Origin of the sequence: Domibacillus sp. 8LH (assembly GCF_038806185.1) — a bacterium.
GTDB lineage: Bacteria > Bacillota > Bacilli > Bacillales > Domibacillaceae > Domibacillus > Domibacillus indicus_A.
Genome location: NZ_JAVJNG010000008.1, coordinates 27,840 through 46,450, shown reverse-complemented (window position 1 = coordinate 46,450; position 18,611 = coordinate 27,840). Strand labels below are relative to the sequence as shown.

The window sequence follows — 18,611 nt, the reverse complement described above, 5'->3', positions numbered from 1 at the left end:
AAAAAGCAGGATAACCGCTAAAGGCTAACCTGCTTTTTATTTTAGAAAAAAAGATTAATATCTTTCATTGTTTTAATCTTTTTTTACTTTCTTAATGAATATAACGAAGCACACAGGAGTACAGCTGCTCCTTCTTTTGCAAAAACATCTATGTATTTGGAATATCTATTATAAAATAAACATCCAGCCGCAGACCTGCTGCTAGATGAACAGCTTCTACTATTATCGGCTTAGGCGTTATATGAATTTTAATTTAAGGTCAGACCCGTTCCATTTCCTCAATTTTATTTACACGATTTTCATGCCGTCCTCCCGATTCAAAAGGCGTTTCGAGCCAAATCCTCACAATATCGCGGGCCAGCCCTGGACCAATAACCCGTTCACCCATTGCCAGCATATTCGAGTTATTATGTTCCCGTGTCGCTCTAGCACTGAAGGTATCATGTACAAGAGCACAGCGGATTCCTTTTACTTTATTGGCCGCAATACTCATGCCTATACCCGTTCCGCATACTAAAATGCCCCGATCCACTTCCCCGCTGGCGACTTTATCTGCGGCCAGGCGTGCATAGTCAGGATAATCAACAGATGCCCCGCAGCCACACCCTAAGTCAATATATTCTACCTGCATTTCTTCTAGAAGAGCGGCGATCTCTTTTCGAATCGTTACCCCTCCATGGTCAGATGCAATAACGATTTTCATCTGATTCTCTCCTCCTAAAATGGTTTTTTTCTTAACTGGCTGTTTCATTATGTACTTTCATTTCCTTCATTTTTATAGCAGGATTGGCTTCTAAAAGCCAATCCTGTTTTTTGTAACCCCTTTCATTAACTATCAAAAAAAACAATTCTGCCCACTGTTTTTATCTATTCATTCGTTATCTTCATTGTTCTGGCTGCAGTTCTCACATTCGCAATTAGAATAAAGAAACGTAACTTTTTCATCCTCAAAGTGATCAATTGTGGCATTACAAGTGTGGCAAATTAAAGTTCCCATTTTATTCCCTCCTCTCATAACTTGTCTACTTGTATACTATGTTTACCACAATTAAAGTATAACTAAACATCAAAGACCTGTCAATTGTTTTTGATAGGGCTTTCATGATTCAATGGCTTTTTCACGCGAGTCTTATTTTATTATTGGCTAAAGCGATTTATCCCCCTTTCTTGAGAGCAAGAAAAAGCTGTTTCACTCTCTCTTTTTTAATGCTTTCTTATTCAATAATCACATAATTATTTTGCCCTCCAAAAGGGAAAAGTATATAATAATAGTACTTGTATGACAACTAATAACCATTGAAAGAAGTGATTTTTATTAATTTCAATCCTGTATCCAGTAAAAAATTATATATTCAAATTTATAACCAAATTCTTGCGGAAATTCAGGCAGGCTCTTTTAAAGTTGGAGATAAACTTCCTTCAGAAAGAGAATTGTGCGCCCAGTTCGGCGTCAGCCGTGCACCTGTCAGACAAGCTCTTAGTGCTTTAGAAATGAATGGTATCATTTACTCCCGCCAGGGAGAAGGGGTATTTGTGAAAAGCACGCATATCACAAATGGAAATTCACAATCCCTTGAGTCGGTATCTCCAGAGGATATCGTAGAAGCAAGAATGAATATCGAGCCATTAATTATCAAATTTGCTGCTTTAAGAGCGACGGACGAAGATATAGAGGAACTAAAACAGACGATTAAAAAAATGGAAGAAGAAACGCGTTCTGGCATCTATGTTCCCGAAACGGACGAACAACTACATATGGGCATTGCTAAAGCGTCGCATAATGATTTATTTATCACGTTTATGTCTTCCATCACGAATGCAATGAAGCAGCAGGAAATGTGGCAGTTTATTCGGGACCGGACCGTTACCCGGTCAGATTATCAGGAAGTGAACTTCCAAGAGCATAAACTGCTTATTCAAGCGATCGAGGATCGCAATGAAAAAGAAGCAGTAGAGCGCATGACCACCCATATGCAAAATTTATATGACCGCTATTGGAAAAGCTGAGCTTTATGATCTGCTTATTTGAAGTGCCTCGTTAAAGGCGCTTCCTCTTTTTATAAGAGCAAATACAATAAAGGCGTATATCGACAGGCTTGCTGCCTGTCGATATACGCCTTTTCCTTTGCTTGTTATGCTTCTTTTTGGTTTTCTAATCCCAAGCATCTCGGACACATTCCATATAACACTTTAACACCTTCAGGACTATGAGCTGTATCGATCACTTCTTCACAAACCTGGCATACAATCGTATCTTGCTTCACTTTTAATTCCTTTACCATGTTTTATCGCCTCTATTCCTCTTATTTAAAAAGGCCTTTAAGAATGCTGAACGTTTTCTTAAGTTAAACTAATCTGATGGACATATAGACGTTTCATTTTTAGTGTAAAAGCATTTCAAGTAATTGATAATCATCTTGTTTGTTTATGGATGCCTGATCGATCGTTTCAAGGTCTTTGCAGATAATTTTGTTTTCTTTCATGCCGACCGCCTGTCCAGATTGGCCCTGTATCAGCAGCTCCACTGCTTTTACACCTAGTTTGTTGGCCAGGACCCGGTCAAAAGCAGAAGGATCTCCTCCTCTTTGGATAAAACCTAAAATCATCGTTCTTACCTCAATCTGCAGTTTTTCTTCAATGTATTGCTGCAGAGAAGGAAGATCATACATTCTTTCTGTAATAATGACGACATTATCCTTTTTCCCGCTGCTGATTCTTTCATGCAATTGGTGGCAGATTGTCTCAAAGTCCAGTTTTCTTTCTGGAGTGGAGATGATTTCTCCCTCCCCTGCCAGTGCGGAATAAAGAGCCAGATCGCCGCAGTATCTTCCCATCACTTCCACGATAGTCGTTTTACTGTGAGAAAATCCCGTATCCTTGATTTTCCCGATGCAGTCAAGCACTGTGTTTAGTGTAGTGTCAAATCCAATGGAGTAATCTGTATACGGCATGTCATTATCAATTGTACCCGGGATGCCAGCTACCTTTACGCCCAGCTGGTGCAATTTCTGGGCTCCTTTTAAAGAACCTTCCCCGCCGATAACGACCACCGCATCTATTTCACATTCCCTTAATGTGCGAACTGCGCTCATCCTCCCAGTGTCTTCCATGAATTCTAAAGATCTCGAGGTTTGTAGGATCGTACCGCCCTTGTTCGATATGTTTTCGACATCTGAAAGAGTCAGAGGGTACATCGCCCCATCAATCAAACCTTGATAGCCGCCTTGGATCCCCATAACCTCTGCCCCATAGTGATGAGCTGCTTTAACGACAGCTCGAATAGCCGCATTCATTCCAGGAGCATCTCCTCCACTTGTTAAGACTCCCAGCTTTTTCATGATTACCACACCTCTTAGAAGATTAGGAATTTTTCTTTGTTTTCGAAGATGGCCCAGAAAATGAAAGATTTCTCCCTTATTTCTTGTTAAAATCGGTTCTTTCAGCTAGACTTTTCCAGGCTGGATTTCTCTGATCTATTTTCTACTTTTAGCGCTTTCCCTGATTGTTTAACCAGGAAAACAATAATAAGCGAAGCAAGAATCATACTGATGCCTAAGAAAATCATGCTTGTATTAAATGAGCCAGTTACATCTTTAATGTAACCAACGATATATGGCCCGAAAAATCCGCCAAGATTTCCAATACTGTTAATTAGCGCAATGGCACCACCCGCTGCAGCTCCTGTTAAGAAAGAAGGCGGAATCGCCCAGAATGGAGAGTAGGCACCAAACGCGCCACATAACGCAATGGTTAAAAATACAAATGCTAATACAACATTTGAATCTGCTACATAACTGCTGACAATCATGGCAATGGCACTAACTGTTAAACAAGCGGCTACATGCCAGCGTCTTTCATTTTTCTTATCAGAATGGTTGCCGACCAGAATCATCACGACCATTGCACAGGCATACATAAGACCTAATAGCCAGCCCATACCTTGCGTGCTTAAAGAAGTCGTTTGGGATAATCCTTGCGAAATAGTCGGCAGGAACATATTAATGCCGTAGTAGCCAACCATCCAGCAGAAGTAACCAATCGATAGAATTAGCACATCACGATCTTTTAAAGCTTGGGCGAATGTATAATGCTTAACCTCTTCTTTTTCCAATCTTTCTTTTGTTGTTATGTCGATAAGCCACTGCTTTTCATCTCTATTCAGCCATTTTACATCCTCTATTTTGTCATCCAGGTAGAAAAATGCGATAACACCGAGAATAAGCGCTGGAATCGCTTCTAAAATAAACAGCCATTGCCAGCCGGCCATACCAAGCCAGTCAATTCCTAAAAGGAACGTGGAAAGCGGAGAACCCAGTGCATTAGCACCCGGAATGGCCAGCATAAAACCTGCAATTGCTTTTGCATGGTGTTTTGTTTGGTAAAAACCACTTAAGTAATACACCATACATGGATAAAAGCTTGCTTCTGCTACACCTAATAAAAAGCGGGCTGTATAAAACTGCCACGGTTCTTTAACAAACGCCATTAATATGGCGATAACAGCCCATGTGACCATGATCCGGCTAATCCATTTTCTAGCTCCAATTTTTGTCATCATTGCGCTTCCTGGTACTTCTAATAGGAAGTAGCCGATGAAGAAAATTCCGGCGCCTAACCCAAATACAGCATTGGAAAACCCTAAATCTTCATTCATCTGCAGGGCAGCAAACCCGATGTTAACACGGTCTAAAATAGCAATAATAAAACATAAGAACAAAAATGGAATCAATCGGAGTGTTACTTTACGAGTAGTGGAACGCTCTAATGCGAGTTGGTCCATTATAATTCCCCCTTAAGCTTGTTTTGCCTTCCTTCTTGTTTCCATGTTCCAAAGCTTAGAAATAAACTAACTGATTATCCATTCTTTTTTGAAAAGGCGAGATTCCTTTACCGGGAAGTAAAAGATGTAATGTCATTCCTATTAAGCGCTTACAAAAACTGCTTTTTTCATAGGTCAAAAACCGCCAGCTTATAGCCTTGTTTTCAGGAAAGAAACGGGTCAGGCATATAGAATATGCCTGCTCCGTAAAGATCCGTTGAACCTTAATCCATATGTGAACCGCCGTTAATATCGATCTCTTCACCAGTAATGTAAGATGCTTCCTGAGAGGCCAGGAACGCAATCGTTGCAGCAATCTCTTTTGTTTCACCCGGACGTGCCATTGGGATGCTGTCGATGACCTTTTTCGCATCTTCTTCAGGAAGGGATTTCCATATATCTGTATTCACAAGGCCGGGAGCTACACAGTTTACTGTGATGCCATCCTGCCCCACTTCCCGGGCAAGGTTTTTAGAAAAACCTAATACAGCTGCTTTAGAAGCGGAGTAATGGGCTCCGCCAAAAACGCCGCCGCCTCTTTTGGCAGATACAGAAGACAAGCTGATAATACGGCCATATTGCTGTTTTTTCATTGTGGCCAAGACGGCTTGCGTGCACAGGAACAAACCAAACATATTGACGTTAAATACTCTTGTCATATCTTCGAGTGTCATATCTTCAACGGTTACTTTTTGAGAAATTCCGGCATTGTTCACCAAAATATCAATACGTCCGAACGCCTCAAGCGTTTTGGCTACCATTTGGTCAACTGACTCCTTGTTTGTTACATTCACTTCTACTCCGATGGCTTTTCCGCCATTTTCCGTAATCGCTTCTACTGTATCCCAAATACCGGCTGGATTCATGTCAGCTACCACAATCGAAGCACCCTGCTCCGCAAGTGTTAATGCAATCGTCCGTCCAATTCCTTTTTCGGAACCGCTTCCAGTCACTATAGCTACTTTATCATTTAATGTAAACATGGCGTACTCCTATTTTCATATTTTATTTTTAAAGCATTTCTTTTGCTGTTTGAACAATGTTTTCAATGGTAATGCCGTTGATTTCCATCAGTTTCTCATAAGGAGCTGATTCTCCAAACTGGTCCTGGACTCCAATTCGTTTCACTCGGCCTCGTCCTTCTTCCGCTGCTACTTCACATACAGCGCTTCCCAGACCGTTCAGGATATTGTGGTCCTCTACAGTCACGATGTTTCCGATATCGAGGCACTCTACCACCGCTTCTCTGTCTAGAGGCTTGATCGTATGCATATCTAAAAGGGTTACAGAAATTCCTTGTTCTTCCAGCTGCTTGGCCGCTTCTAAGGCAAGGTATACGGTATCGCCATTCGCGATAATCGCAATATCTTTTCCGTTCTTTAATTTCTTGGCTTTTCCGATGATGAATTCTTCATTTTCGTCGTAAATAACCGGCACCGCGTCACGTGTAAAGCGGAGATACATTGGGCCGTACGTATTCGCTGCCTGCTCGATCAATTTTCTTGTTGAATAGTAGTCAGAACCCATAATGACAGTCATATTTGGGAATGATCTTAAAACGCCCATATCTTCAATCGCCTGATGGCTTCCCCCGTCATTTCCTGGAGTCAGTCCGCCGTGTGAGCAGGCGATCTTTACATTCAAGTTTGGATAGCATACTTCCTGGCGGATTTGTTCCGCCATCCGCAGCGAGCCAAAAACAGCGTAAGTGCTTACAAATGGAATTTTACCAGTTGTTGCAAGGCCTGCTGCCAGGCCGGCACCGTTCTGCTCCGCAATCCCGACGTTCACATGCTGATTAGGAAGCTGCTTAATGAATTCTCCGGTTTTACATGACTTGCCGATATCAATATCTACTACGTAAATATTTTTATTTTCTTTTCCTAATTTAACGATTTCATCACCGAAAGCTTCCCGTGTCGCTTTTTTTGTCATTACTGCTTTTTCAGTTAGGCTCATGATTTTAAACCTCCTGCTAATTCTTCTAGTGCTTGCTCATATTCCTTTTCATTTGGCGCTACACCATGCCATGAGCAGACGTCTTCCATATAAGAAACGCCTTTTCCTTTAATCGTGTCGGCTACAATGCATTTCGGCTTTCCGTTTTTCGCTTTTGTCACTTCATCTAATGTCTGCACGATCTCTTCCATCGAGTGTCCATCAATTCGTTTCGTTTCAAAACCGAATACTTCAAACTTTTTCTCGATGTCCTGCAGAGGCATAATTTCCTCACAGAAGCCATCAATTTGCAAGCGGTTATTATCGACAAAGACAATTAAGTTATCCAGGTTGTATTTTACGGCTGTTTGAACCGCTTCCCAAATTTGCCCTTCCTGGCACTCCCCATCGCCTACCATAGCGAATACCCGGTAATCTTTTTCGTCCCGTTTGCCTGCAAGTGCCATACCCACGCCGCAGGAAAGTCCCTGGCCTAGTGAACCGGTTGAAATATCGATGCCCGGGCACTTCTTCATATCAGGATGACCCTGGAATGGAGATCCGTATTGTCTTAGCTTGTATACGTTTTCATATGGAACAAAGCCTCGGAGCGCCAAGGCCGCATATTGAATAGGGGCTACATGGCCTTTTGAGAGAACAAAACGGTCCCGGTCTTCCCATTTAGGGTTTTGGGGATCTATATTCATTTCTTTAAAATAAAGGGCTGTGATGATATCTGCAGCGGATAATGAACCCCCTGGATGTCCGGACTGAGCTTCAAAAATCATTGTAATGGCTGTTTTTCTGAGCTCAATCGCTTTTTCTTGTAGTTCCGCAACACTTACTTCTTTCACTACAATCACCTCTGTCATAATTTAAGATGTAAACTTAACCACTTGTTAACTTGTGTACTTGTATGACAACTAGCTTATGTGAACACTATACAACTGTTGAAAGCGTTTGTCTATACCTTTTTTTCAAAAAATTTGTTTTTTTGTATCCGGATACATTTTGCATTGATTTATCAATTGTTTATATTAAAACCACCAAGTCTATATAAACTGCCTTTAAGCTAACTTTTTCTAATCACTTTTAAGGTTTTTAGTTTTTTGTTATGTATATAGGTTTATGTCATTAAAAAAGAGCATGCTCGAAAAAACATGCTCTTTCACCAAAGTGTTAACCACTCACTATATTGAATTTTATACGTTTAACCAGTTTTCAAATCCATCTCTTCCGCAATCCTTCAGTTTTTATTTTTTACTTTTTCTCACTCTCTTCAGAATGATTCTTTGAACATATTTAAACCTGCCTGCTGCACATCAATCAGCCTGTCACAGAAACGGTCAAATTCCTCGTCGGTCTTTTGCAGTTCCGGATGGGCTAAGATATGTTCAATCGCTCCCCTGACTCCTTCATCGAACCGTTTCGTTGCGATAAAATCCGGGACAAGTCTTTTGATTTTGCTGTTGTCAAATACAGCGCAGCCAGCTTTATCCCCGAGTAATGGCCCTTCTAGATCCGGCCGGCAGCCAACGAGGAAATCAGTCGCTACATGGACTTTTTTCACTTCCACATTAAAAACTGCCCCAATGCAGTCATAAATTTTGTTCCAGGTAAGCGCCTCGTCCGATGTAATATGGACCGCTTCCCCTATAGCCCCTTGATTGGCCATCAGTCCGACAAAGGCTTTAGCAAAATCAGTGTTATGCGTTAATGTCCAAAGCGACGTACCGTCACCATGAATAATGACCGGCTTTCCTTGTCGGATCCGTTCTACAACCTGCCAGCTGCCGTTTTTTCCATAGAAGGCTACCGGCACCTTTTGTTCTCCATATGTATGACTTGGACGCACGATTGTGACTGGAAACTGATTATTGCGATATTCCGCCATCAGCACCTCTTCACAAGCGATTTTGTCCTGTGAATACTCCCAGTACGGGTTGCTTAATGGTGTACTTTCACTTGTTCGATAATAAGAAAGTGGTTTTTGATAAGCGGAAGCGGAGCTGATAAAAATAAACTGCTTCGTTTTGTTTGTAAACAGCCTTATATCACGTTCAATATGCTCTGGCTTAAAGGCGATAAAGTCCGCAACCACATCGAAATGGAAATCCTTGATGAGTTCTGCAACCGCTTTTTCGTCTTGGATATCTCCTTTGATAACCGTTGCGCCTTCAGGTACTTGATCCAAACGGTTCCCCCTGTTTAAAAGGTATAAGTCCCATCCTTTTTCCACGACACGCTTTGAAACGGCACTGCTGATTGTCCCGGTTCCTCCAATAAATAACGCCTTCATTTCCTCACTCCTTCTTTATAGAACAGTTTACATAGTAAATTTTAACAAAGCAGACTTTGAATGAGCAAGGCAGGCATTGGCAATCGAATTAATTCGTTTAATCCCTTCTAGCCTCTTTCTCTCAAATTGTCTGTAATCACATAAAAGTATCTGACAAGAAAAACGGGTATACTAAAGCTATCTGAATATCCTTATACCTTAAATAAGTAATCAGCTAAAAGGGGGCGTGCAGATGTATCCTTTTAAAAACAGAAAAGCCGTTCAGCGGCACAAAAAAACAGTTCGTTTTATAACGAAAACCGGTGAGGAGACCGCAGAGATGTCGAAACAAATCGCACATACACTTCGCTTATCCTCTAAAGAGCTTGTTTTTTTATGTATTGGCTCTGATCGGTCTACAGGAGATTCTTTTGGCCCTTTAGTCGGCACGATGCTAAAAGAACATCCTATTCCCTATCAGGTGTTTGGCACACTCAGCGAACCGGTACATGCCCAGAATTTAAAAATCGTTTTAAAAGAAATTCAAAAAAAGAAGCTGGATTCACTTGTTTTTGCCATTGATGCCTGTTTAGGTGATCCCCATCAGATTGAATCCATTTATTTTAATGAGGGATCTTTCTGCCCGGGGAATGCTGTTCATCAAACGCTGCCGGAAGTTGGTGATTATCATCTTAAAGCGGTCGTCAATCATTTAGACCCTTTTTTTCCCGTACATTCTTTAAATAACACAAGGTTAGATACAGTGATGAGATTAGCAAAAAGAACAACATCCATTTTAATAAATGCCACTCAGCTCTCTAACATTGAAAATGAATCGGCATCTTCTTAAACACGAACGCAAAAAGTGCAGATCTCCAGATGGTCTACACTTTTTTCATTTACATTTATACGACTTCAACCGGCAGACTGTGTTTCCACAATACACTCGCCATCACCAATTTTGCTTTTTCTTCTCCCACTGCGGCTTTCCTAACATTCCAGGAATATTACAATAGTAGAGCTTGCTGTAATTTAAAATGTTCTTATTTTATAAATCAAGGAGGCACCCGAAATCGGAAGACTAGCCAGTACAACTATTTAAGTCTATCAGACTTATATGGCTGTCCAGCCGCCGTCTACACGGATGGTTTCACCTGTAATAAAATTCGCCATGTCTGAAGCCAGGAATAGAACTGCCCCTGTCACATCATTTGGCTTTGCCAATGAACCGAGTGGTATCCGGTTCAATACATCCTGATGAAAGTCTGGATCCTTAAACATCGCTTTGGTGAAATCTGTTTCAATAAATGTCGGAGCTACCGCATTTACTTTTATCTGATGCTGAGCCCATTCAACCGCCAAAGCTTTTGTCAGCTGTACCGCTCCGCCTTTACTGGAGCAGTAGGCTGCACGTTTGATGTAGCCAACAAATGCCATCTGGGACACAATATTAATGATTTTACCCGGATGTTCCTGCTCAATCATGTATTTCCCAGCCCGCTGGGTACAAAAGAATGTTCCTTTTAAGTTCGTATCAAGCACCCGGTCCCAGTCTTCTTCTGTCACTTCTAATGACGGCTTTGCAATATTAATGCCTGCATTATTCACCAGCACATCGATCCGGCCAAGACGTCTATAAGCAAGGTCGATCATGTTGTAAATTTGCGGGACATCCTGGATATCCGCTGTTAAATAGGAACATTGAGGATTATACTGTTGCAGTTCCGATGCTGCTTCTTGAAGATCTTGCTCGTTTCTGCCAGTAACGATAACGTCTGAGCCTAACTCAGCGAAGGCAAGGGCAATACTTTTTCCAATTCCCTTGCTTCCGCCGACAATGACTACTTTTTTGTTTTTTAGTTCTGAGAAATAACTCATGATTTTGCCTCCTGCTGATTCATTTAGTTCAATGAATCTGGACGTGTATGTTTAACGAAGCTTATCAAGCATGTGATGGTTCTTTAATAGCGCCGTATGCTTCTTCATAAATCTTCTGGATTTCTTTTACTGTCAGCCATCTTGGATTGTTATTCAACAGACGATCGACTTTGCTTGCTTCTTCCGCCAAAGCTGGAATATCCGAAGCTGTTACGCCCACTTCTTTCAAGCTGGAAGGAATGCCAACATCCTGAGACAGCTGGGCAAGCGCCGCAACAGCACGGTCTGCTGCTTCACGAAGCGATAATCCTTCAATATTTTCTCCAAGCGCTTCTGCTACCTCCGCAAATTTCTCCAGGTCCGCTACTACATTGTACTTCATGACATACGGCAGCAGGAGCGAGTTGGCAACACCATGCGGCACTTTGAATTTACCGCCAAGTGGATAAGCAAGAGCGTGAACGGCTCCAACCCCCGCATTTCCAAGAGAGATCCCTGCCAGAAGGCTGCCCATTGCCATATCTTCACGGGCTTTCAGATCTTTTCCGTTATACACAGCTTTACGAATAGAACGTGAAATAAGCTTGATCGCCTGTAGGGCAATGCCGTCTGTTAGTTCTCCAGCACGAATAGCCGTATAAGATTCTACAGCATGCACCAATGCATCCATTCCAGTTGCCGCTGTTACCGCTGGAGGGACAGTCAATGTTAATTCAGCATCTACAATGGCCACACTTGGAAGCAGGTACGGGCTGACAATTCCTTTTTTTACTTTGTCTCGTGTATCGGTAAAAATAGCATTATATGTTACCTCCGAGCCAGTTCCGGCTGTAGTCGGCACAAGAATCGTAGGCACTCCTGGATTCTTTACTTTATCAATGCCGACAAAATCACGCACATCCTCTTTATTTGTCAACATAACGGAAAGCACTTTCGTAATATCTAGTGCACTGCCGCCTCCTACACCTACAAGCAAGTCATAGCCTTTTCCTTTGATTTGGGCAGCCAGCTGCTCTAAATTTTCAAATGGCGGTTCTGGCAATACTTCATCAATAATATCTGCTTCTAAACCGGCCTCAGCCAGTGGTTCTGTCACTTTAGACAACAGACCTGTTTCACGGATAACTTTATCAGTCACAATGATTACTTTTGTTGCTTCTAATTTCTTAGCCTGCTCTCCTACTTCAGCAATAGAGCCTGCTCCTGTAATAAGTATACCTGCTGTACGGAAATATGAAATTGCCATGTTTTTTCCCCCTTAGCCCAGTTTAATTCCGATGAATTTGATTTCTGTCATATCGTCAATCGCATATTTAACGCCTTCTTTTCCAATACCACTCAGCTTTACGCCGCCATATGGATAGTTGTCTTGGCGGTAGGTAGACGTTTCATTGATCCAAACGCCTCCTGTTTCAAGGCCTTCTGCTATACGCATCGCACGATTAATATCGTTTGTGAATACCCCTGCCTGGAGGCCAAATACGGAGTCGTTCGCCATTTCAATCACTTCTTCTTCTGTTTCAAACGGAATCACAGAAACGATTGGAGCAAACGTTTCTTCACAAACCACTTTCATATCCGGTTTCACATCAACAAGGATAGTCGGCTCAAGCAGCGCGCCTTCCCGATTGCCGCCTGTTGCAAGCCTTGCCCCTGCTTTTACCGCTTCCTGAATCCAGCTATGAGCACGAATCGCTTCTTTTTCACTAATCATTGGCCCGATATCTGTTGATTCGTCAGCTGGATCTCCAAGAGTTAACACTTTAACAGCAGAAACATATTGGTCCAGAAACTCTTGGTAAACGCCTTTTTGTACATAAATGCGCTGGGCTGAAATACACACCTGGCCTGAAAATGCAAAAGCTCCTCGTACCAGCCCAGCAGCCGCCGCTTTGACGTCTCCATCCTCAAAAATAATGTTTGGAGAATTCGATCCTAGTTCAAGCGTTACTTTTTTCAGCCCTGCTTTTTGACGAAGATCAATTCCTACAGCTGGGCTTCCTGTGAATGTAATTTTGCTGACACGTGAATCTGTTACCAAAATGTCGCCAACTTCTGATCCGTTTCCAATCACTAAGTTCAAGGCACCTTTCGGCAAACCAGCTTCTTCAAAAAGCTTTACAAGCATGAACGCAGAAAGAGGTGTTTTGCCTGCTGGTTTTAATACCACTGTATTTCCTGCTGCAAAAGCTGGAGCTAGTTTATGTAAAGCGAGGTTGAGCGGGAAATTAAACGGTGTAATCGCAGATACCACTCCGATTGGCAGGCGGCGCACCATGCCTATCCGATTCTCCCCTCCAACAGCTGCATCCATTGGAACGAGTTCTCCTTCGATTTTCTTCGCTTCATCTGCTGCAAAGCGAAGTACCTGTACAGCTCTTCCTACTTCTCCGCGACCATCCCGGATCGGCTTTCCTGCTTCTAATACGAGAATGCGTGCAAATTCTTCTGTCTGTGCTTCCAGTAAGTCAGCGGTTTTACGTAAAATATCAGCACGCTGGTAAGCCGGCATTTTTTTCATAGTTTCATGAAAAACACGATGAGCCGACTGGATCGCTCTTTCTGCATCCTCTGCAGATGCCAGACTCACTTTTCCTACTACTTCACCATTAAATGGGCTGATGACATCAGCTGTTTTCCCTTCCGCTCGACTGACAGAATTTCCTTCGATTAATGATGTTACATGCATCATTTCAGTTTTAATCATTTAAAACGGCCTCCTTTTTGGATACTTCTTCAATGATTGCTTTTACGCTGATTTCGGGACTTGTCAAGATTGGCTTTGGTTTTGTTTTTAATGTTTTCAACGCTCTGGCCATAGAAAACTGGGCAAAAAGAATAACGTCACATTCTAACGCTAACTCTTCCGCTTTCTGATGAATCAACTGATCATGCTTAGTTTGATTCCGATTCTGGAGAGCTTCGAAAGCTTCAGGTATAATTGCTGTGTCAATTAAGATATCTTTTCCATGCTTTGCAGCAATTCCTTCTAAAAGTCCTGTAGTGGTCGGTCCCGCCGCTGCCACTGTAGCAATCACACCGATCCGGCTTCCAATCTCTACGGCTCTCTCCAACATACTCAAATCCGCACTTAACATGGGAACTTCAAATAGGTGGCTGATTTTGGCTACTGCCGGCGTAAAAGATGAGCAGGTCAGCAATATTCCGTCTACTCCATAATCGACTGCTTTCTGGGCTAGATTCAGCAGCCGCCTGACCATATCTTTCGTTACTGTATTCGTTTCATTTAATTCGAAAATCAAACTTTCATCCATAAAGTTCACAACCGTGACATCCGGCGCATGCTCGCGAAAAGCTTCCAAAATCGGCTGTACGGAATTTATGGTTGCGTGTATCAGACCAATTTGGTATTCCTTCTCCTGCATCTCTACTCCCTCCCTTGAATTCGCTTACAAAGATGATAAAAATTTTTTAAAAAGTTTACTCACTTGCTGTACGATAAATATATTATAGTTAGATTAATTAATAAAATATTTATTTTTTATAAATAACTATAGATTTTTTCGATTATAAGGTGGGAAATACAATGGGAACAAAAGACTGGATTATTTTACAAATGGTTTACAATGAAAAAAATATTACCAAAGCAGCGGAACGGCTGTATATGGCACAGCCAACCTTAACTTATCGGCTCCAGCAGATTGAGAAAGAATTTAATATTAAACTTTTTTATCGCGGAAGAAAAGGTGTTGATTTTACGGAAGAAGGAGAATTATTGGTTAAGCACGCTGCCGCTATGTTAAAGGAAGAACAGAAAATAGAGGAACAGCTTCAGAATAAAGGCGGTGAAGTAAAAGGAACTTTGCGGTTAAGTGTATCCAGGACCTTCGCTTTTTACCGCCTGCCTCAGCTGCTTAAAGCCTTTCATGAAAAATTTCCTCAAGTTGAGTTTCATGTGACAACAGGCGTTAATCATGATGTGATTCAAACGGTTTATAAACAGGAAGCACATATCGGGATTGTAAGAGGAAATCATACATGGCCAAACAAAAGCATTACGATCTCAGAAGAGCATATTTGTGTTCTCTCTTCCCAAAAAATCGCTTTAGAAGAGCTTCCTTCTATGAGAAGAGTTGTTTACCAAACAGATCCGGCACTAAATATGGTGATTGAAAATTGGTGGAAGGCTCATTTTTCTAAACCGCCTATCAATCACATGGATGTTGATAATGTAGAAATAGCCAAAAGAATGGTGCTGAATGGGTTTGGCTACTGTATCGCACCCAGTATTGTATTAGAGGAACACGACCTTTTGCAAAAAGTTTTTTTAATGGACCGAAACGATTCTCCTATTATTTGGAAAACACGTATGTTATACCGTGAGGAGTTAACAGAATTGGCCTTAGTAAAGGAGTTTGTTGATTTTGTACAAATGTATGGTTTAATGACTTCTGAAGAAAAATAAAAAAATTGCTAGTTAATTAAACCACTCATTCTAAATAAAACCTTTGTTATTCACTACTTTTATTCCTTTTTCTATTGGGCACAGAAAAGCTCCTGGTCAGTGCCAGGAGCCTTTCTGTCATTCATTCACGCATACAGGTACATTATGCTGATGAAATACATAGGTCATCGCTTTTTTTGCTTCATCTTCATCCGGCCCATGAATTTCAAGTTCAAAGGTCTTGGAGCTTAGAACAGAATACGTCAGCCCAAGAACACTCTTTGCATCAAAACTTTTACGATCAGTTTTAATGACAATGCTGGATTGGAATTCCTGTGCTGTTTTATTAATTGCCACAACAAATTCGGCAAATGTATTGCTTATTTCCATGCTTTCTCCTCCTTCAAACAGTCATTTTCACATCAATGATTGCAGTCGAACAGCTTACTTGCTTTATTTCACAGTTAGCGTGGAGGTATGATTTATTAATTGCCGGATGACTTTTTGCATAATGCCCCCATGCCGGTAATATTCGACATCTACAATATTGTCCAGCCGCACAAATACATTAAATTCAAAAGCTTTTCCGTCTTCGCCTATTGCTTTAATTCTAATCTTTTGTCCGGGCTGAATCTCGTCTGATAAGCCGATTGTCTGAAAGATTTCTGTTCCTTCAATGCCTAAAGACTCCGCATTTTCCCCGTTCTCAAACTGAAGAGGAAGCATGCCCATTCCAACCAGGTTGCTGCGGTGAATACGTTCAAAACTTTCGGCAATCACAGCTTTGACACCGAGCAGTGCTGTACCTTTCGCCGCCCAGTCACGGGAACTGCCTGTGCCATATTCTTTTCCTGCGATAATAAATAGTGGCGTATGATCTTTTTTGTATTTTAGCGACGCCTCATACATCGGCATGACTTCCCCGCTCGGCAAGTATTTCGTTACGCCCCCTTCTGAGCCAGGAACCAGATAGTTGCGGATTCGATGGTTAGCCAGCGCTCCCCGAATCATGACTTGGTGATTGCCGCGCCGTGAAGGATAAGAATTCAAATCCCTCGGCTTCACACCACGGCTTTTTAAATATAAACCAGCCGTACTGTTAGCTGGCACTACGCCAGACGGCGACAGATGGTCTGTTGTAATCGAGTGTCCTAATACGGCTATCGCACGGGCATGCTGAAAATCAACAATGTTTCCTGGCTGGGTAGGCAAGTCTTTTAAAAATGGCGGCTCCTGTACGTAGGTTGAAGATTCTTCCCAGTCAAAAAGCGGTCCTTCTGGAATCTCTAACCCATTCCATCTTTCGTTAGCTTTGAGTATATTTTGATACCTCATTTGAAACAGCTCAGGCCGCAGGGCATCCCCAAGCCATTTTTGTGTATCCGCTAAAGACGGCCAAATATCACGCAGATAAACAGGCTGATTGCTGGAGTCATGCCCAAGAGGCTCTGTTGTAAAATCAATATCAACTGTGCCAGCCAGTGCATAGGCCACCACTAGAGGCGGTGAAGCCAGGTAATTGGCTTTGATCTCAGGGTGGACCCGGCCTTCAAAATTACGGTTTCCTGACAGAACGCCTGCTACAGTCAAGTCGTACTGGCTGATCGCTTCGCTTATTTCAGAAGGAAGCGGTCCTGAGTTGCCGATGCAAGTAGCACATCCATACCCGGCAATGTGAAAGCCCAGTTTTTCTAAATATGGAAGCAGCCCTGATTCCTGAAGATAATCGGTGACTACACGCGATCCTGGGGTTAATGAACTTTTCACAAAAGCAGGCTTAGACAATCCTTTTTCAACTGCCCTTTTCGCAAGCAGCCCTGCCATCATAAGCACAGTCGGATTCGATGTATTGGTGCAGCTTGTAATGGCTGCCAGCACGACAGAACCATGCTTTATAACGGATGTTTCTCCACTTTTGTGCGTAACCGGAACCTCTTTTCTGAGTGCTTCCTCGGTAACGCCATAACCTCCCTCGGCCACCGGCTTGCGGATGACTTCCCGGTAATTTTGTTTCATGTTTGTTAAACTGATTCGGTCCTGCGGCCGTTTAGGGCCTGCTAAGGATGGAACGACGGTAGATAAATCCAGCTCAATGACTTCAGGATAAGCCGGATCTTCACTGTCCTTTTCCATAAACATGCCCTGAGCTTTGTAATACGCTTCAACCAGGTCGACCTGCTCCTCGTCACGCCCGATCAGCCGCAGGTAGTGAATCGTTTGCTCGTCTACAGGGAAAAAGCCCATTGTGGCTCCGTATTCTGGCGCCATATTCGCAACAGTGGCACGGTCAGCTACGCTCATGGAACGCACGCCTTCGCCAAAAAACTCTACAAACTTTCCAACCACACCTTTTTGACGAAGAATGTTTGTAATGGTTAGGGCAAGATCTGTTGATGTCGTTCCTTCTGGAAGTGATCCAGTCAGCCGGAAGCCGACCACTTCCGGTGTGGCAAAATACAAAGGCTGCCCAAGCATCGCTGCTTCCGCTTCTATTCCGCCTACTCCCCATGCCACAATCCCAAGACCATTTATCATGGTCGTGTGAGAGTCTGTTCCAACAAGTGAATCAGGATAAACAACGGCCTGCCCTTCCTCTTGTTTTACCGCCGTAACAGTGGACAAATACTCCATGTTAATTTGGTGCATAATGCCGGAAGAAGGCGGAATAATGTTCAAGTTCTCAAATGCCTGCTGTGCCCAGCATAGGAAACGAAACCGCTCACCATTGCGCTCCATGTTTACTTTCTCATTCAGCTCTAGGGCATCTGGCCGGGCAAAATAATCAACGGTTACCGAATGATCGACAACCAGATCCACTGGAATCAAAGGATTGACAGCCGAAACATTGCCTCCTGAGCGCTTCATCGTTTCACGCATAGCGGCTAAATCCACAATGGCTGGAAGCCCTGTTGTGTCATGAAGCAATATGCGTACGGGCTTAAATGGAACTTCTTCATTCGGTTCTCTTTCTACTGTCCAGTCCGCCAGTTTCCGAATATGCTCTTCCGTTATAGAGGTTCCATCGAATGTACGGATGGCCGCCTCCAGCAGTACCTTAATCGAATATGGGAGCCTTGCTATATGCTGAAACTTTTGATTGTCTAATTGATGAATGGGATAATAGGTGTATTCGTTTTCATTTACTTTCAGGCTGACTGGCTCGATATATCCTTTTGTCTTCATGCCGTTTCCCCTTTTCTGTTCTAAATAGAAATTCGCTTATTTCTATCATACTGAATCGTTTCTTTTCGAAAAAATAGCATTTTTTCATAGTTAAACATGAACGATTTCCA

At 42.4% G+C, this 18,611-nt stretch carries 18 protein-coding genes; 3 read left to right on the top strand and 15 right to left on the bottom strand.

Annotated features, from left to right (window positions below):
• Positions 1-259: 259 nt before the first annotated feature.
• Positions 260-703, bottom strand: coding sequence for a ribose 5-phosphate isomerase B (gene rpiB, locus RG959_RS11770; RefSeq protein WP_342797274.1), 444 nt, complete (start codon positions 701-703; stop codon positions 260-262).
• Between the two features lie 168 nt (positions 704-871).
• Positions 872-997 (bottom strand): GapA-binding peptide SR1P, encoded by a 126-nt coding sequence (locus RG959_RS11765; protein WP_251273066.1) that lies wholly within the window; start codon positions 995-997, stop codon positions 872-874.
• Between the two features lie 308 nt (positions 998-1,305).
• Here RG959_RS11765 and RG959_RS11760 point away from each other — a divergent pair, with 308 nt between their 5' ends.
• Positions 1,306-2,007 carry a FadR/GntR family transcriptional regulator gene (locus RG959_RS11760; protein ID WP_342797345.1) on the top strand — a complete coding sequence of 234 codons (702 nt, stop codon included), beginning with the start codon at positions 1,306-1,308 and terminating at the stop codon, positions 2,005-2,007.
• A 125-nt stretch (positions 2,008-2,132) separates the two neighbouring features.
• Here RG959_RS11760 and RG959_RS11755 read toward each other — a convergent pair whose 3' ends face one another.
• The 7 genes from RG959_RS11755 to RG959_RS11725 all read right to left on the bottom strand — a co-directional run bounded on the left by RG959_RS11755 (position 2,133) and on the right by RG959_RS11725 (position 9,056).
• Entirely contained in the window at positions 2,133-2,282 is a 150-nt protein-coding gene (locus tag RG959_RS11755; RefSeq protein WP_251273067.1) for a GapA-binding peptide SR1P, read from the bottom strand.
• Between the two features lie 99 nt (positions 2,283-2,381).
• A complete protein-coding gene (gene pfkA, locus RG959_RS11750; RefSeq protein WP_342797273.1) occupies positions 2,382-3,338 on the bottom strand; it encodes a 6-phosphofructokinase in 957 nt (318 codons plus the stop codon).
• A 101-nt stretch (positions 3,339-3,439) separates the two neighbouring features.
• Entirely contained in the window at positions 3,440-4,780 is a 1,341-nt protein-coding gene (locus tag RG959_RS11745; protein WP_342797272.1) for an MFS transporter, read from the bottom strand.
• 263 nt (positions 4,781-5,043) lie between these two features.
• Positions 5,044-5,802 carry an SDR family NAD(P)-dependent oxidoreductase gene (locus tag RG959_RS11740; protein WP_342797271.1) on the bottom strand — a complete coding sequence of 253 codons (759 nt, stop codon included), beginning with the start codon at positions 5,800-5,802 and terminating at the stop codon, positions 5,044-5,046.
• A 28-nt stretch (positions 5,803-5,830) separates the two neighbouring features.
• The gene (locus RG959_RS11735; protein ID WP_342797270.1) at positions 5,831-6,778 is read right to left on the bottom strand and encodes a transketolase family protein; all 948 of its coding nucleotides are present in this window, start codon (positions 6,776-6,778) and stop codon (positions 5,831-5,833) included.
• Entirely contained in the window at positions 6,775-7,629 is an 855-nt protein-coding gene (locus RG959_RS11730; RefSeq protein WP_410492928.1) for a transketolase, read from the bottom strand. Before RG959_RS11730 ends, RG959_RS11735 begins: the two co-directional genes overlap by 4 nt.
• A 407-nt stretch (positions 7,630-8,036) precedes the next feature.
• Complete coding sequence (locus tag RG959_RS11725) at positions 8,037-9,056, bottom strand: SDR family oxidoreductase (protein WP_342797269.1); 1,020 nt, start codon at positions 9,054-9,056, stop codon at positions 8,037-8,039.
• Between the two features lie 319 nt (positions 9,057-9,375).
• Between RG959_RS11725 and yyaC the strand changes: the two genes are divergently transcribed.
• Positions 9,376-9,885 (top strand): spore protease YyaC, encoded by a 510-nt coding sequence (gene yyaC / locus RG959_RS11720; RefSeq protein WP_342797268.1) that lies wholly within the window; start codon positions 9,376-9,378, stop codon positions 9,883-9,885.
• 263 nt (positions 9,886-10,148) lie between these two features.
• On the opposite strand, the gene RG959_RS11715 is transcribed toward yyaC, so the two are convergent.
• From RG959_RS11715 to RG959_RS11700, 4 genes are all read right to left on the bottom strand, one after another.
• Entirely contained in the window at positions 10,149-10,913 is a 765-nt protein-coding gene (locus tag RG959_RS11715; protein ID WP_342797267.1) for an SDR family NAD(P)-dependent oxidoreductase, read from the bottom strand.
• A 64-nt stretch (positions 10,914-10,977) separates the two neighbouring features.
• Positions 10,978-12,159: an iron-containing alcohol dehydrogenase gene (locus RG959_RS11710; RefSeq protein WP_342797266.1), complete on the bottom strand. Its 1,182-nt coding sequence runs from the start codon at positions 12,157-12,159 to the stop codon at positions 10,978-10,980.
• Positions 12,160-12,171: 12 nt separating this feature from the next.
• On the bottom strand, positions 12,172-13,620 hold the full coding sequence (locus tag RG959_RS11705; RefSeq protein WP_342797265.1) for an aldehyde dehydrogenase family protein: 1,449 nt from the start codon (positions 13,618-13,620) through the stop codon (positions 12,172-12,174).
• Positions 13,613-14,299, bottom strand: a complete 687-nt coding sequence (locus RG959_RS11700) for an aspartate/glutamate racemase family protein (protein ID WP_342797264.1) — start codon at positions 14,297-14,299, stop codon at positions 13,613-13,615. Before RG959_RS11700 ends, RG959_RS11705 begins: the two co-directional genes overlap by 8 nt.
• A 161-nt stretch (positions 14,300-14,460) precedes the next feature.
• Here RG959_RS11700 and RG959_RS11695 point away from each other — a divergent pair, with 161 nt between their 5' ends.
• The gene (locus RG959_RS11695; RefSeq protein ID WP_342797263.1) at positions 14,461-15,339 is read left to right on the top strand and encodes a LysR family transcriptional regulator; all 879 of its coding nucleotides are present in this window, start codon (positions 14,461-14,463) and stop codon (positions 15,337-15,339) included.
• 117 nt (positions 15,340-15,456) lie between these two features.
• Here RG959_RS11695 and RG959_RS11690 read toward each other — a convergent pair whose 3' ends face one another.
• Positions 15,457-15,708, bottom strand: coding sequence for an HPr family phosphocarrier protein (locus tag RG959_RS11690; protein WP_342797262.1), 252 nt, complete (start codon positions 15,706-15,708; stop codon positions 15,457-15,459).
• A 63-nt stretch (positions 15,709-15,771) separates the two neighbouring features.
• Positions 15,772-18,501 carry an aconitate hydratase AcnA gene (gene acnA / locus RG959_RS11685; RefSeq protein ID WP_342797261.1) on the bottom strand — a complete coding sequence of 910 codons (2,730 nt, stop codon included), beginning with the start codon at positions 18,499-18,501 and terminating at the stop codon, positions 15,772-15,774.
• Positions 18,502-18,611: the final 110 nt, after the last annotated feature.

Coding starts and splice junctions, on each gene's coding strand:
- RG959_RS11725 (WP_342797269.1), bottom strand. CDS start 9,056: ATGAAGGCGTTATTTATTGGAGGAACCGGGACAATCAGCAGTGCCGTT.
- RG959_RS11715 (WP_342797267.1), bottom strand. CDS start 10,913: ATGAGTTATTTCTCAGAACTAAAAAACAAAAAAGTAGTCATTGTCGGC.
- RG959_RS11765 (WP_251273066.1), bottom strand. CDS start 997: ATGGGAACTTTAATTTGCCACACTTGTAATGCCACAATTGATCACTTT.
- pfkA (WP_342797273.1), bottom strand. CDS start 3,338: ATGAAAAAGCTGGGAGTCTTAACAAGTGGAGGAGATGCTCCTGGAATG.
- RG959_RS11755 (WP_251273067.1), bottom strand. CDS start 2,282: ATGGTAAAGGAATTAAAAGTGAAGCAAGATACGATTGTATGCCAGGTT.
- RG959_RS11740 (WP_342797271.1), bottom strand. CDS start 5,802: ATGTTTACATTAAATGATAAAGTAGCTATAGTGACTGGAAGCGGTTCC.
- RG959_RS11695 (WP_342797263.1), top strand. CDS start 14,461: ATGGGAACAAAAGACTGGATTATTTTACAAATGGTTTACAATGAAAAA.
- acnA (WP_342797261.1), bottom strand. CDS start 18,501: ATGAAGACAAAAGGATATATCGAGCCAGTCAGCCTGAAAGTAAATGAA.
- RG959_RS11710 (WP_342797266.1), bottom strand. CDS start 12,159: ATGGCAATTTCATATTTCCGTACAGCAGGTATACTTATTACAGGAGCA.
- RG959_RS11730 (WP_410492928.1), bottom strand. CDS start 7,629: ATGACAGAGGTGATTGTAGTGAAAGAAGTAAGTGTTGCGGAACTACAA.
- RG959_RS11700 (WP_342797264.1), bottom strand. CDS start 14,299: ATGCAGGAGAAGGAATACCAAATTGGTCTGATACACGCAACCATAAAT.
- RG959_RS11745 (WP_342797272.1), bottom strand. CDS start 4,780: ATGGACCAACTCGCATTAGAGCGTTCCACTACTCGTAAAGTAACACTC.
- RG959_RS11690 (WP_342797262.1), bottom strand. CDS start 15,708: ATGGAAATAAGCAATACATTTGCCGAATTTGTTGTGGCAATTAATAAA.
- rpiB (WP_342797274.1), bottom strand. CDS start 703: ATGAAAATCGTTATTGCATCTGACCATGGAGGGGTAACGATTCGAAAA.
- RG959_RS11735 (WP_342797270.1), bottom strand. CDS start 6,778: ATGAGCCTAACTGAAAAAGCAGTAATGACAAAAAAAGCGACACGGGAA.
- RG959_RS11705 (WP_342797265.1), bottom strand. CDS start 13,620: ATGATTAAAACTGAAATGATGCATGTAACATCATTAATCGAAGGAAAT.
- yyaC (WP_342797268.1), top strand. CDS start 9,376: ATGTCGAAACAAATCGCACATACACTTCGCTTATCCTCTAAAGAGCTT.